This window comes from Arcicella sp. GW822-FHT02H01, from assembly GCF_058802005.1.
The window spans coordinates 2,711,936-2,726,277 of sequence record NZ_JBXANT010000001.1; the positions used below are offsets into that span (position 1 = coordinate 2,711,936).

The 14,342-nt window shown below is 37.8% G+C and carries 8 protein-coding genes; 1 reads left to right on the forward strand and 7 read right to left on the reverse strand.

The window, feature by feature from the left end:
- Positions 1–74: 74 nt before the first annotated feature.
- From AC1RNE_RS11575 to cobA, 7 genes are all read right to left on the reverse strand, one after another.
- On the reverse strand, positions 75–3,704 hold the full coding sequence (locus AC1RNE_RS11575) for a molybdopterin-dependent oxidoreductase (RefSeq protein ID WP_492801120.1): 3,630 nt from the start codon (positions 3,702–3,704) through the stop codon (positions 75–77).
- Between the two features lie 476 nt (positions 3,705–4,180).
- Complete coding sequence (locus tag AC1RNE_RS11580) at positions 4,181–5,038, reverse strand: ABC transporter ATP-binding protein (protein ID WP_492801121.1); 858 nt, start codon at positions 5,036–5,038, stop codon at positions 4,181–4,183.
- A gap of 52 nt (positions 5,039–5,090) precedes the next feature.
- Positions 5,091–5,879, reverse strand: a complete 789-nt coding sequence (gene ntrB / locus AC1RNE_RS11585; RefSeq protein WP_309923695.1) for a nitrate ABC transporter permease — start codon at positions 5,877–5,879, stop codon at positions 5,091–5,093.
- Positions 5,880–5,952: 73 nt separating this feature from the next.
- The gene (locus AC1RNE_RS11590) at positions 5,953–7,161 is read right to left on the reverse strand and encodes a CmpA/NrtA family ABC transporter substrate-binding protein (RefSeq protein WP_492801122.1); all 1,209 of its coding nucleotides are present in this window, start codon (positions 7,159–7,161) and stop codon (positions 5,953–5,955) included.
- Positions 7,162–7,390: 229 nt separating this feature from the next.
- Complete coding sequence (locus AC1RNE_RS11595) at positions 7,391–9,010, reverse strand: alginate export family protein (RefSeq protein WP_492801123.1); 1,620 nt, start codon at positions 9,008–9,010, stop codon at positions 7,391–7,393.
- A gap of 234 nt (positions 9,011–9,244) precedes the next feature.
- Positions 9,245–10,540 carry an MFS transporter gene (locus tag AC1RNE_RS11600; RefSeq protein ID WP_492801124.1) on the reverse strand — a complete coding sequence of 432 codons (1,296 nt, stop codon included), beginning with the start codon at positions 10,538–10,540 and terminating at the stop codon, positions 9,245–9,247.
- 115 nt (positions 10,541–10,655) lie between these two features.
- Positions 10,656–11,414: a uroporphyrinogen-III C-methyltransferase gene (gene cobA / locus AC1RNE_RS11605; RefSeq protein ID WP_492801125.1), complete on the reverse strand. Its 759-nt coding sequence runs from the start codon at positions 11,412–11,414 to the stop codon at positions 10,656–10,658.
- Between the two features lie 397 nt (positions 11,415–11,811).
- Here cobA and nirB point away from each other — a divergent pair, with 397 nt between their 5' ends.
- On the forward strand, positions 11,812–14,319 hold the full coding sequence (gene nirB / locus AC1RNE_RS11610) for a nitrite reductase large subunit NirB (RefSeq protein ID WP_492801126.1): 2,508 nt from the start codon (positions 11,812–11,814) through the stop codon (positions 14,317–14,319).
- Positions 14,320–14,342 lie beyond the last annotated feature (23 nt).

Here is a 14,342-nt window from a genome sequence, read left to right on the forward strand (position 1 = left end):
CAGCATTTTAACCTCTGTACAATGAATTTAGGGAAGTATGTCTAGCGATATCTTCCCTATTTTTATGTCCAACATTATGCTTCTGCCAATACTTCTTTTAATGCATTTTCTAAAATTGCTCTTACTTCGGGTCTACAACTTCCGCAACCCATTCCTGCTCCTGTTTGTGAACATAAGGCTGTAAAATCTTTACATCCACCAGCAATCGTATTTTTCAAATTGCCTTCGCCTACATTATTGCAAGAACAAACTAACTTACCCATTACTGGGTCTGCTTTTTTGCCACTTCTCAATAATTCCAAACGCTTATCCGATAGCTCTATTTCATTAGCAATTAAGCCTTTGAATTCTAAAAATTCAGATTTATCACCAATCAGAATTGCTCCTACCAATTTATCTTTGTGGATAATACATTTTTTGTAATATCGTTTGGCCTTATCTATAAAAATAACTTCCTCATACTCAGACGATTTAGGCGTATCAATCATGCCTAATGAACATAACTGAACTCCTTGAATCTTCATGATATTCATTGAAAGCGAGCCTTTGTAATAACTAGCATAGTCGCCTGCAATGTATTTGGCAATCACATCGGCTTGTTGCTCGGCTGCGGCAGTAATACCCCACATTTGTCCACGCCACTGCGCAATTTCACCAGCAGCAAAAATACTTTCGTCAGAAGTCTGTAGGTAATCGTTTACAACAACGCCACGATTTACTTCAATGCCTGCGGCACGGGCAATCTCAACATTGGGCGAAGTACCAATGGCAAATACTGCCACTTGGGCATCTATTTTTCTACCTGATTTTAATCTTATACCTTCAAATTTCTCGGTACCATACAATGCAGATACTTCGTCATTGAAATAGATGTCTATTCCCAAATTTAGGATTTCTGACGTTAATAACTCAGACCCTAATTGATCTAGCTGCCTATCCATAAAACGACTTGTACGCTGTACAATCGTCACTTTTATATTCATTTCACGCAAAGATGCTGCTAATTCAAGTCCCAACAAACCTCCGCCAACTATTAAAGCGTGGGGATTGTCTTGTTTTAAAAATGGCATTAAACTATCCGCATCTATTCTAGAACGCATATTGAATATTCCAGGAATCCTCGGAATCGACGGTGGCATAAATGCTCTTGAGCCCATGCCTAGAATCAGGCGGTCGTAAGTATGTTCATTTCCTTCCGAATCTACAATTACCTTATTCTTACGGTCGATATTGACTACTTCAATGCCTTTATGAACATGAATGTTTGATTCAACAAACTGGTCTTCACGCAATTTTACTAATTGAGACCAGTCTTGAGCGCCCGAAATATAATCTGGCAACATTACTCTGTTGTAAAAAGGATATATTTCTTTAGAGAAAACATGGATTTCATCGGTCTGATTCAATTCACGATACGACTTTATAAAGCCCAACCCTGCTGAGCCAGCACCGATAATGATAATTTTCTCCTGCGGTTTTACATAAGCACGCACCTCAACAGCCGTAAATTTAAAATCAGGTTCTTTTGACCTTGGGTCATAAAGACTATTGGTTAAATTATTGGTTCGCCCAAAATCATTTCCTAAAATTTTGCCAAAGTGCATTGGCATAAAACAGACTCCCTGCTTTATATCTGTGGTGATTTTTGCTTTTACTTGTGCTTTTCCTCTACGTCCAACTATCTCAACAATTTGATTATCAATAATCTCTCTCGCTAGTGCATCCTCAGGGTGTATTTCCAGATAAGGCTGTGAAATGTGCTGATTTAGTTTATTTACTTTCCCTGTTTTGGTCATGGTATGCCATTGGTCACGAATACGGCCCGTAGTCATAATCAGAGGGAAATCTTCGTTGATGCTTTCAGAATGGTTTTCATCTGGCACTGCATGAATTTTTGCTTTTTGATTTAAGGTGTAGAACTTGCCGTCTGTAAACAAGCGTTTTGTTCCTCGAGCATCAACATTAGGATTATCAAGATTTGAGCTTAGGGTTTTTGGTAAAGCCACAACATCCTTTGGAAAGTCTGCTGTTTCTTCGTTTGTCTCAAACCTATTTTTTCCTGATAGTTGACTCGATGGATAAGGCCACTGAACGCTTCGATTTTCTTTTAAAATCTCGTAATTAAGCCCCGAAATATCAATGTTTGTTCCTTTGGTTGAACGACAATGCTCGTCATAAACATCGGAAAGGGAAGTGTAATTAAAGGCGTCGCCAAAGCCCATTTTTTTAGCGAAAAGATTAATAATTTCTGTATCAGCCATTGCCTCGCCTGGTGCATCCACCATCTTAGGCAAATAAGTAATGCGTCTTTCAGAGTTGGTCATTGTCCCTTCTTTTTCTAACCAAGCTGCCGCAGGCAATACTACATCGGCATATTTTAAGGTATCCGAACGACCAGAAATATCTTGAACAACCACGAATTTGGCTTTTTCTAAAGCCTTTTCAACCAACGTAACATCTGGCATACTTACTAACGGGTTCGTACATACGACCCATATTGCTTTCATTTTGCCCTCTGCCAAAGCATCAAACATTTCTGTAGCAGTAAAGCCAGGTTTATCAGAGATTTTTGTTCCACCCCAAAATGCTTGTACTTCATCTCGATGTGCAGGATTTAATAAATCACGGTGTGCAGGTAGCATATTCGCCAAACCGCCTACTTCACGTCCACCCATGGCATTGGGCTGACCTGTTAATGAAAAAGGACCATTGCCTTCTTTTCCAATTTTACCTGTGATTAAATGTAAATCTATTAAGGATAGGTTTTTATTCACCCCCACAACAGACTGGTTCAAGCCCATTGTCCACATCGACAAAAAGCCTTTTGCTTCGTTAATATATTGTGCTGCTAATTCGATTTCTTCAATAGCAACACCGCAAATTTCAGCCGCTTCTTCCAACGTCCTTTGCATTACCTGTGTTTGGTATGCCTCAAAGCCATCAGTATTGTTCGTAATAAAATCTAGGTCAATCCAGTTTTTTTCAATCAATACTCTTCCAATGGCATTGGTCAGTGTAATATCTGTACCAGGATGAAGTTGCAAATGCAAGTCTGCCTGAGCAGCTGTTTGCGTACGTCTTGGGTCAACCACAATTATTTTCACTTCAGGGTTCGCCAGTTTATGAGCCTCGACCCTACGCCAGATAATGGGATGGCACCAAGCAGGATTAGCACCCGTCACAAAAAAACAATCTGCCAATTCTATATCATCATAACAAACAGGTACGGAGTCTTCACCCAAAGTAAGTTTATAACCTACCACTGCCGACGACATACACAAACGAGAATTGGTATCAATATTATTAGAACCAATAAACCCTTTGATAAGCTTATTGATTACGTAGTATTCTTCGGTAAGACATTGTCCAGAAACATAAAAACCGACAGAGTCGGGACCATATTTTTGGATAAAAGTTTTAAAAATAGCAGCAGTACGGTCTAAGGCAGTATCCCACGAAACTCTTTGCAATGGCATATTTCTATTAAACCTCATTTCTGGATAAAGCAATCTATCCGACTTATCCATTACGGTATAATGTAAATTCATCCCTTTTGAACACAGCATTCCTTTGCTTGAAGGATGGTCTTTGTCTCCTTCAAGGTTCAGCCTACCATTGCCCAAATCAGTTACTTCAACGCCGCATCCAACCCCGCAGTAAGAACAGGTAGATTTATACTTTTTAAGATTCGATTTACTGCTCATTGCTTCTGATGATTTACAATATTTACTTTAATTTTCAATTTTTTCGTCCCTCAAATAATCCTACTTATAAGGTGCTTAACATCCTATAAGTAAGTATTTTAGTCTCAACATTATTGATATAGTTAAATTTTTAATTTTTATAGTTATATTTTTACCTTTTAATATTAATCTAAAAAACTTTGTTTCGGCATCTCAAACATTTTTTCCGAACCAATCATGAATAAAAAGCACTCATTGAAAAGTGAAATGATTTTTATTCTTTTTTATTTGCTAAAATGGCTTATGTTACTTAGATTTGTCTAACGCTAATGAAAAAAGGCTAAACAAATTTGCCTGTGAAAAGGCAATTTTGGAATTCTTAATTAATCATATAATTTGATTGTATTAATACTTAACCATTCCAAAATCTTATCACCTTCACTCCTCCGCCAAGGACTAGGGACAAATCCCGAAGCTAAAACTTCGGGATTTTTTATTTAATCCTCTATAGAAAATTTATCAAACAATAAGCTCAATAACTCATCATGTACTCTGATATATTCAGGGTCATGAGTGATGTCTTTTTTGTTACGGGGTCTTTGCAAATTGATATCTACAATTTTTTTAATCGTAGCGGCTGGCCCATTGTTCATTACTACTACTTTATCAGCTAAGAAAATAGCTTCTTCAATATCGTGCGTAACCATGACAATGGTTTTGTTACGATTATCCAAATTCCAAAGTTTCAATAATTCAATGTGCATTGAACCCTTAGTCAAGGCATCTAACGCTCCGAAGGGTTCATCTAACAAAAGAATACTTGGATTAATAGCAAAAGCACGAGCAATGGCTACACGTTGTTTCATACCGCCTGATAACTGACCCGGTAATTTATCCTTATGTGGTGTTAAATTCACCATTTGGATAAAGTGATCAACTATTTCGTGTTTCTCTTTCGAGTTTTTATCTTTAAAAACAGAGTCTACAGCTTCATAAATGTTTTTGTAAACCGACATCCACGGAAGCAATGAATAGTTTTGAAAAACAATTCCTCTATCTGGTCCAGGCCCTTTTACAATATTTCCATTGGCAATTACCTCGCCAGATGATGGCGTTACCATGCCCGAAATAGTATTCATTAAGGTTGATTTACCACACCCTGAGTGACCAATTAAGGCTACTATTTCTCCTCTTTTTACGGTTAAACTGATGTCTTTTACAGCTGTAAAAGTACCTTTGGCTCCTTTGAAGGCTACTGTTACGTTTTTGATGTCGATAGCAGTCTCACGGTTACTTATTTTATGGAAGTCGTTGGCTGAATCAGCTAACTGACTTGGATTTACGATGTTAGTCATGATAGAATAATGATTTTGACGTTAGAATGAATATTCAAAATGCAATGTCAGATTACTTTTTGTCCCAAGAGAAAGCATTTTGCAATCCATTGAAAGCTTTGTCAAATAATAATCCGACCGTTCCGATAATCAGAATTGCTACCAGAATTTTTTCTAAAGAAAGCCCATTCCAACTATCCCATACAAAAAAGCCAATTCCTACACCACCCGAAAGCATTTCGCCCGCTACAATCACTACCCAAGCAATCCCGATTGACAAACGCAAGCCTGTAATGATATGAGGAATGGCAAAAGGCAACATTATCTTGGTCAAGTATTTCCATTTAGAAAAACCAAAGGCTTTGCCTACATTTTTATGGTCGTCTGGAATACTTGATACCCCAAAAGCAGTATTAATAACTGTTGGCCATAAAGAAGTAATGGCAATGATAAAAATGGTAGCGCCATCTGAAGCTTTGAAGGCTAATAAACCTAATGGAAACCAAGCCAAAGGCGATACTGGACGCAATATTTGAACAATTGGGTTCAATAATTTCATTCCAATTTTTGTTGAGCCCATCAATAAACCCATTGGAATAGCAATTAAGCTTCCCAAAGCAAAACCAGTTGATACTCTTCCTAAAGAGCTTAACAACTGAATGCCGATTCCCTTATCGTTAGGGCCATAATCATAAAAAGGATCTGCAATAAGTTCTTTAAAAACGACCCATGTAGAGGCTGGACTAGGAATTTCGGCCTTGGTAATCACTGAAATAAGATGCCATATTCCTAATAGGATGGTCATACTTGCCAAAAAATAAAGAGTATTGATGGCTATATCTTTGATAGAAATTGATTTCATGATTTTGGTATCTGTTATCACTTATCGGTCAACTATCTATAAATGTTAGTCAACCGATAAGTGCTGACAAACTTTATTTTTTAGTTGCTTTTAAGTAATCGTCGATATTAGCTGGGTCGAAAACAACATCATAAGTAGTTTTGAAAGGCTTCATATCTACCTGAACGGGCACGCTCATTTCTTTGGCTACTTCTGCAAACAAATCATCAAGAATCAATTTTTCAGCAATGGCTTTATAATTAGGTTCAGCTTTTAAATATCCAAAGCGAACATATTGCGCTAAAAACCACATGGCGTGAGACTTATGAGGCGTGTTTACAACACCATTGTTATAAAACGTCATGTAATCTCCTTTGTATTTCTGCACGCCTAACTCACACCCTAAATCGCTTGAGCCTAACAAACGTGCTTCAATTACTTGTAACGGAGCATTTACATAATAAGGCTTCGTTAACCAGCTAGCGGCTTTTTTACGATTGCCCATATTATCCAACCATTTGCAGGCTTCCAAAATGGCTTTCATTACTTTTTTCAAATCTTCTTTTTCTTCAGCAGCAAATTTTGCATTAACTACCAATGCCTTTTCAGGGTGGTGTTGCCAAATATCTTGCGAAGCAATGTGTGTAAAACCTACATTCTGAGCTGCCGCAACACCATTCCATGGTTCGCCAACACTAAAGCCCTCCATGTTATCTACACGCATATTAGCAACCATCTGTGGCGGTGGAATCGTGATGATACCTACCGATTTTTGATTTACGCCAGCGGCTGCTAACCAGTTTCTTAACCAAATGTCATGTGTTCCTCCTGGGAAAGTCATGGCGAAGGTTACTTCTTTTCTAGTCTTAACGTCTTTGATAGCGGCCGCTACTTTGTTCATTTCTTTATAGCCTACTAAACCACAAAAATCTTTAGAAAGCGTAATAGCCTGACCGTTATTATTCAACACCATGGCGATTTTCATTTCTGACCCTGCTTTTCCACCGATGCCTGTATAGACAGAAAGTGGCATCGAGAACAAACAGTGTGCACCGTCCAATTCACCATTCAATACTTTATCACGAATATTAGCCCAAGAGGCTTCTTTTGAAAGTTCTACATCAACGCCATATTTAGCAAACAGCCCTAATTCTTTGGCTGCTACAAGTGGCGCACAGTCGGTAAGTGGAATAAATCCTAACTTAATTTTTCTCGCTGGTGGATTCACTCCTGAAGCTGAAACAGCTACAGAAAGTACCATTAAACACAGTACGGTGATTGATTTTTTTAACAGAGTTTTCATGTTTTTTTGTTTTTATGTAAGACTACTCCTCGTTTCGACCCCCATCGAAACTAGAAGCTATATTATATTATTGAGTGATTTAGCGATTGAGTGAATTAGTGATTATTAAAAATAAATAATTGTGTTCCCCTTTTAAATTAGAACACTACTTATTAATATTTTAAACACAACTCATCACTCACAATTCAAAACTTATAATCACTAATTCACTCAATCACTAACTCACTAATTATTTTATCGCTACTGGTTTAGTATAAAAGAAATCTGGACGGATATTAATCATGGCATAAAACCATGTTCCAGTTTTGTTAAAACTGGCCGCTGCAACATCGGTAGTAGCTTGTCCTTTAACAAATGGCATATTGGCGGTTGCCATCATCACAGAATAGCCTAATTCAAGATTAGTAAACTTGTTCATATTGTAATTCAATGTGAAATCTATTTCGTTACCTAAATCTGTCCCTACCAATGTCCCATCAGCCTTTGTCGTTGCTTTGTTTAGAGCAAATGTGTGAAAATCCGCTCCTAATGTTAAAACATTCGTCGTGTATTTTGCTTTAAAATATCCATTATTCAAACCTCCAGCAGGCGAATTAGTACCTACATAAAAGTAATCCATGTATCCCCAGTGTTTGTGTGGTGTTCCGTATAATGGGTCGAAACGATTATTTTTCCCTGACGAACCTTTATAGTTATTTGTCGCACTTGATCCATCATTGCCCGAAAGCACATCATATCCTAACGTAAAGGCCCATCTACTTTTTTGATAAGTGGCTGCCAACGTATAGTGATAAGCATCCATGTCATTTCCTTCGCGATCTTTACCTGTTTGTCCGTAGTAAGCTCCTTGTAAAGCGATTTTTCCGAAGCCAGAAGCATTACCAATGGTATGATTAATCATCAAACCATAAGTTGTACGGCTGCGTGACTGGCTATAATCGAATACATCGCTAGCACCTGACGAAACAAACCTTCTTCCATATACATATCCTGTTGAGGCACTCCCTACAGAATCTAAGCGATAAGCACTGAAATCGTCTTGAAAGAATAAACCTGAAAACTTCGTTTGGTTAAACTTACGACTGATGTAAACACTTTTGAAAGACTGATAGTCTTGCGAAGCTCCATTGGTTGATGGAGGGTTTACCCATGCCAAAGCACCACCTGTTTTTACTGAATTTGCTCCGATTCCGCCACCTACTGTCAAAGGAATTATTCCCGCTGGTGTTGGTACTAAAACCCCTGTCGATGTTCTTGTCGTAGCACTTAGATTAGCTGGTACATAGCCTGTTCCAGTTACACCAAAAGCATCAGAGTTTTGATTGTAAGCAAGACCAATATCAAATTGCCAGCCATGATGTACTCCTTTCAACAATACCATGTCGTGTCTACGACCTTGTTGTAACCAATCAAGGTTACCAATTAAACGAACATCATCATAAATCAATTCTTGGCGACCAATTTTGATGCTTAATAAATCAACTAGTTTAAATTTAATGGTTGTATCGGCTTTGTTAGCTAATGTTACTTCTGCCCAACCTTCATGAAGCATTAGTTTCAAACCATCTCCATTAGAGATAGAAGAAGCATCTTGCCCCCAAACACGCACATCCTGAATAGCAGCACCAAACGTTACTCTATCCCATTTATAACCAAAGTTTAATCTTGTTCTTTGAGAAGTAAAAGCGGCCGATTTTGAATCATTCGCTACTAAATTTCCCAATCCATTACGTACTTCTGTACGTGTTCTCATTTGCCCTTGCAAAGTGAATTGTGCTTTTGCGACAAATTGGGTATAAACACCCAAAATTAAGACTAATGCAAGCTTAGAAATGTAAGATTTTTTCATACTTTTGTGATTGATTGTGAAAAATTTTAACAGAGTTTACGCAATTTCGCCCGAATCGAGACCCCCATCTCATTCGGGTTTTTCTTTAATTTTAAGTCGATAGCCCCCACCATCGACCCAAAATTGTACTCATTTTAGAATGGTTAATTAATACAATATTTCAAAAAACGTTTCCTCAAAAATTTGAGCGATTGTTTGCAAGCACGTACTGCTTGCAACATTGGTCTAAAGAGGTTAAGCTATTTCTAACTTTTGTTCTGTTACTGGTAAAGTCTTTTTCTCGAATTTAATAAGTGCTGTTAATCCCCCAATCACAGCTACACTTATGCCAATATAAATGAATGCTTCTGCATACGTAATGGTCTCTGATTTGAATAAAAACCCTGCTAATACCCCGCCTAAATTTCCACCTGCACCCACGATTCCTGCTACAGAACCCACATTTTTTGAATCTATAAAAGGTACAATGGCATAAGTTGCTCCGTTAGCCATTTTCAAAAACATGGCAAAACCTAACATCGCTATTACAGCAAAACCAATTGAGCCTGTCTGAGCAAAAAGCATAATTCCTAAACCTTCCATCACTAATAAGCCTGCTAATAACCAACCCTTGCCTTTCATGCCGTATACTTTCCCTACTTTATCAGCTACAATTCCACCAATGGCTCTGGCGAATAGATTCATAAATCCGAATGCTCCTGCTAAAAGTCCTGCTGTTTTTAAATCGCACGAGAAGTTTTCTGTAAAATAAAGTGCCGCTACATTATCAAAAGTAATTTCGATACCAAAACAAGCACCATAAGCTAAAAACAAAATCCAAGTACGATAATCTGATGCTGCTGATGCGAAAGAACCTTTCTGAACGGCTTCTCTTTCAATATTAGCATAGTTACCTGTAGGTGTATCCTGAGTAAATTTATAGTACACAAAAGACATGATTAGCAAAATCACTCCTGGAATAATCATGGCGAATCTCCAAGCATTGTGGTTAGCATAACCCGCTCCAACGAAAGCCGCAAACACTAATGGCATTACCATGTTAGTTACTCCTCCGCCAAGATTCCCCCAACCTCCAGCTACAGCGTTAGCTGTTCCTTTGATACTTGGTGCAAACATAGCGGAAGTATGATATTGCGTAATGACGAATGATGCTCCAATGACACTAATGGCTAACCTAAATAATAAAAATGATTCATAGCTATTTGCCAAGCCGATGGTCATTACTGGGATAGAACCAATGGCTAATAACCATGTATAAGTAAGTCTTGGTCCTAAGGTGTCGCATAAACGACCGATAATTAAACGTGCAAAAATAGTGGCAGAAACTGAAGCAATGATGATGTTCCCGATTTGACCTTTGGTTAACCCTAAATCGTCTTTTACGATTTTCATTAAGGGTGCGATACCAAACCAACCAAAGAAACAGAAAAAGAAAGTAAGCCAAGTAATGTGAAATGTTTGCATTTGAATGCCTTTGAAAGAAAATACATTCAACGCATCAAGCGGTTTGTTTGTACTGATATTTTTCATAACCTTTTTTTAAAGCAGAGAAATTATCTTCTTAAAAATTTCTCCGATTTGTAAAATCTATCGCCCCCACGATAGACTTTTTTCAACGGATGCTGAAGGGAAGAAAAAATTTAATTTATTTAATAACTAAATGATCACTAAACTTTTCGATGAATGAAGGGTGCAAACTCACCACTTCACCGATTACAATCACAGCAGGATTTGATATTTGCTGTTCTTTAACAATTGGAATAATAGTAGATACTGTGCCGATAGCATAATTTACATTTTCACGCGTCCCATTCTGGATAATCGCTATGGGCGTTTCGCCTTTACCATTCAACTGGAATAGCTCACAGATTTGATTCAGCTTACTCATTCCCATTAAAATCACTACTGTCGCACTTGATTTTGTTGCTAATGCTATATCTTTTGATAATTCTCCAGATTTTGTTGTTCCTGTTATTACCCAAAAACTTTCTGAAAAACCTCTTGTGGTTACTGGAATCCCGATGGATGCTGGTGCGGCAATGGCGGAAGTCACACCCGACACTACTTCACATTCAATATTGAAATTCCGAGCATATTCTACTTCTTCAAAACCTCTTCCGAATACATACGGGTCACCACCTTTTAATCTTACTACATGACCGTACTCTAAGGCCAAGCTTACTATTTTTTGATTAATCTCTTCCTGTGTATAAACATATTTCCCTAAGCGTTTTCCTACATAAATACGAAGTGCTTTAGGATGAGCGAATTCCAATAATTCTTCATTGGCAAGTGCATCATATAATACTACATCCGCCGATTTAATGGCACGAATCCCCTTTACGGTAATAAGCTCTATGTCTCCGGGGCCTGCACCAATCAAAGTTAATCTTGGAATATTCATATTTTAGTATTTTATACCTGAATAATTATGATTATAAATACTTAGTTGTGATTTCGATACAAACATTGCATATAATTGTTAATAATCAAAATAAAAGTTTCAAAAATTATTAATTTTCTCAAAAAACTTGCAAAATCATAAAAAATAGGTTTAAATTTGAACATGAAATAAGCATTTTTACGCATTTTAATCAAAAACAGGTTTATATTTAAAGTACAATTATCCATAATCATATTTTTTCTAAAAATAGTTATAAATACTCAATTATGTAAAATACACCAACATTCTTGAGTGATATAAAATAAATACTTAGTCAGCCTTTAAATAACTGAAAACATCAAAGCATTTTGTATAAGTATTAATCATTAAAAGTATCAATCATAATCTTGTATCATTTATGAAAAAGAAAATTGTCGTAGTGGGGAACGGCATGGTCGGTTATAAGTTTTGCGAAAAACTTATTTCAAAAGATGTGTCTAAAAGTTTTGATTTGGTCGTTTTTGGCGAAGAGTCTCGCCCCGCTTACGACCGTGTACATTTGTCTGAATACTTCGCTGGTAAAACGGCTGATGATTTAACAATGGCACCAAGCAGTTGGTACACAGAAAATGGTATAACATTATACCTTTCCGACCCAGTTGTAGATATTGATAAAGATGAGAAAACGGTACGGTCGCACCATGGTATAGTCGTAAATTACGATTACTTGGTATTAGCCACTGGTTCTGCGGCATTTGTGCCACCTATACCGGGGGTAGAAAAAGATGGCGTATTCGTTTATAGAACCATTGAAGATTTGGATTTGATGCAAGCACATGCCAAAACTGCCAAAAAAGGTGCAGTAATTGGTGGTGGTTTATTGGGATTAGAGGCTGCTAAGGCTTTATTAGATTTAGGTTTAGAGGAAACCCATGTAATAGAATTCGCCCCAAGGTTAATGCCAAGGCAAATAGATGAAGCTGGTTCTAAAACACTTCAAACAAAACTGGAAGCGTTAGGATTACAGATTCATCTGAATAAAAATACTCAGGAAATCGTTGGCGATGGTATCATTGAAGCAATGGCCTTTGCTGATGGTTCTAAGTTAGAAGTAGATATGTTGGTGATTTCAGCAGGAATTAAGCCTCGTGATGAAGTTGCCAAAATAGCAGGACTAGAAGTAGGTTCACGCGGAGGTATTATTGTGAATGATAAACTTCAAACTTCTGACCCAAACATTTTTGCGATTGGCGAATGTGCATTGGCACACCACATGATTTATGGTTTGGTAGCACCCGGTTACGAAATGGCCGAAGTTGTAGCAACGTCTATCATTGGTGGAGAGAAAGAATTCAAGCCATTTGATATGTCGACCAAATTAAAATTAATTGGTATCGACGTAGCAAGTTTTGGTGATGCTTTTATCCAAGAGCCTAATGCCCAAACAATCGTATTTGAAAATACTGCCAAAGGTGTTTATAAGAGAATCAATATCTCAAACGACGGCAAGTATCTATTAGGAGGTATTTTGGTGGGCGATGCAGAGCAATATAATATGTTGTTGCAAAACACTAAAAATAGAGTGCTTTTACCTGCCGACCCTGAAGATTTGATGTTGGGTTCAAGAGGAGGTGCTGAAAGTGCTAGCTCAGGCGTGATGGCTTTACCAGACGAAGCCTTGATTTGTTCATGTGAAGCGGTAACCAAAGGAAACATTTGCCATGAAATCATTGAAAACAAAGTAACTACGCTGGATGGCATCAAAAAATGCACCAAAGCTGGTACTGGTTGTGGTGGTTGTGTGCCAATGGTGAAAGACTTGATTAATGAAACCATGAAGTCGCAAGGGGTTTTTGTTAGAAATATTCTTTGTGAACATTTTGATTATACTCGTCAAGAATTATTCGACCTTGTTAAAATAAAAGGTTATAAAACCTATAATGATGTATTGGATAATTTGGGAAGGGGAGATGGTTGCGAAGTTTGCAAGCCTGCGGTGGCTTCTATCATTGCCAGTTTATGGAATGAGATGATTTTGGAAAGAGGCAATGCCACTGTTCAAGATTCAAACGACCGTTACTTGGCCAATATCCAGAAAAACGGTACGTACTCGGTAGTACCTAGAATTCCAGGTGGAGAAATTACGCCAGAGAAATTAATTGTAATCGGACAGGTAGCATTAAAATACAATCTTTATACTAAGATTACGGGCGGACAAAGAATAGATTTATTCGGTGCGCATGTAAGTGATTTACCAGACATCTGGGAAGAACTGGTGAATGCTGGTTTCGAGTCGGGTCATGCTTATGGGAAATCGTTGAGAACTGTAAAATCTTGCGTGGGTTCTACTTGGTGTCGTTTTGGCGTACAGGATGCCGTTTCGTTTTCAATTGAGGTAGAAGAGCGTTATCGTGGTTTGCGTTCGCCACACAAGCTAAAATCGGCTGTTTCGGGCTGTACACGTGAATGTGCCGAAGCACAATCGAAAGACTTTGGGATTATCGCTACTGAGAAGGGCTGGAATTTGTATGTCTGTGGAAATGGCGGTGTAAAACCTCGTCATGCTGAATTATTGGCTACTGATATTGATTCGGAAACTTGTTTAAAATACATCGACCGTTTCTTGATGTTTTATATCAAAACGGCTGAACCGCTTACCCGAACTGCTCCGTGGTTGGATAAAATGGAAGGTGGCATTAATTATTTAAAATCAGTGGTGATTGATGATGCCCTAGGTATGAACAGCCAGTTTGAACAAGAAATGCAGTTTTTGGTAGATGCCTACAAATGCGAATGGAAAGAAGTAGTAAACAGCCCTGAGTTACGTAAGCGTTTTACACACTTTGTGAATGCGCCAAAAATGAAAGACCCTTATGCTAGATTTGAGCCAATGCGTGAACAAATCAAAGCAGCGGAGTGGAAGTAAATGAAGTTTAACGTTTTATGGGC

Coding starts and splice junctions, on each gene's coding strand:
- AC1RNE_RS11575 (WP_492801120.1), bottom strand. CDS start 3,704: ATGAGCAGTAAATCGAATCTTAAAAAGTATAAATCTACCTGTTCTTAC.
- AC1RNE_RS11580 (WP_492801121.1), bottom strand. CDS start 5,038: ATGACTAACATCGTAAATCCAAGTCAGTTAGCTGATTCAGCCAACGAC.
- ntrB (WP_309923695.1), bottom strand. CDS start 5,879: ATGAAATCAATTTCTATCAAAGATATAGCCATCAATACTCTTTATTTT.
- AC1RNE_RS11590 (WP_492801122.1), bottom strand. CDS start 7,161: ATGAAAACTCTGTTAAAAAAATCAATCACCGTACTGTGTTTAATGGTA.
- AC1RNE_RS11595 (WP_492801123.1), bottom strand. CDS start 9,010: ATGAAAAAATCTTACATTTCTAAGCTTGCATTAGTCTTAATTTTGGGT.
- AC1RNE_RS11600 (WP_492801124.1), bottom strand. CDS start 10,540: ATGAAAAATATCAGTACAAACAAACCGCTTGATGCGTTGAATGTATTT.
- cobA (WP_492801125.1), bottom strand. CDS start 11,414: ATGAATATTCCAAGATTAACTTTGATTGGTGCAGGCCCCGGAGACATA.
- nirB (WP_492801126.1), top strand. CDS start 11,812: ATGAAAAAGAAAATTGTCGTAGTGGGGAACGGCATGGTCGGTTATAAG.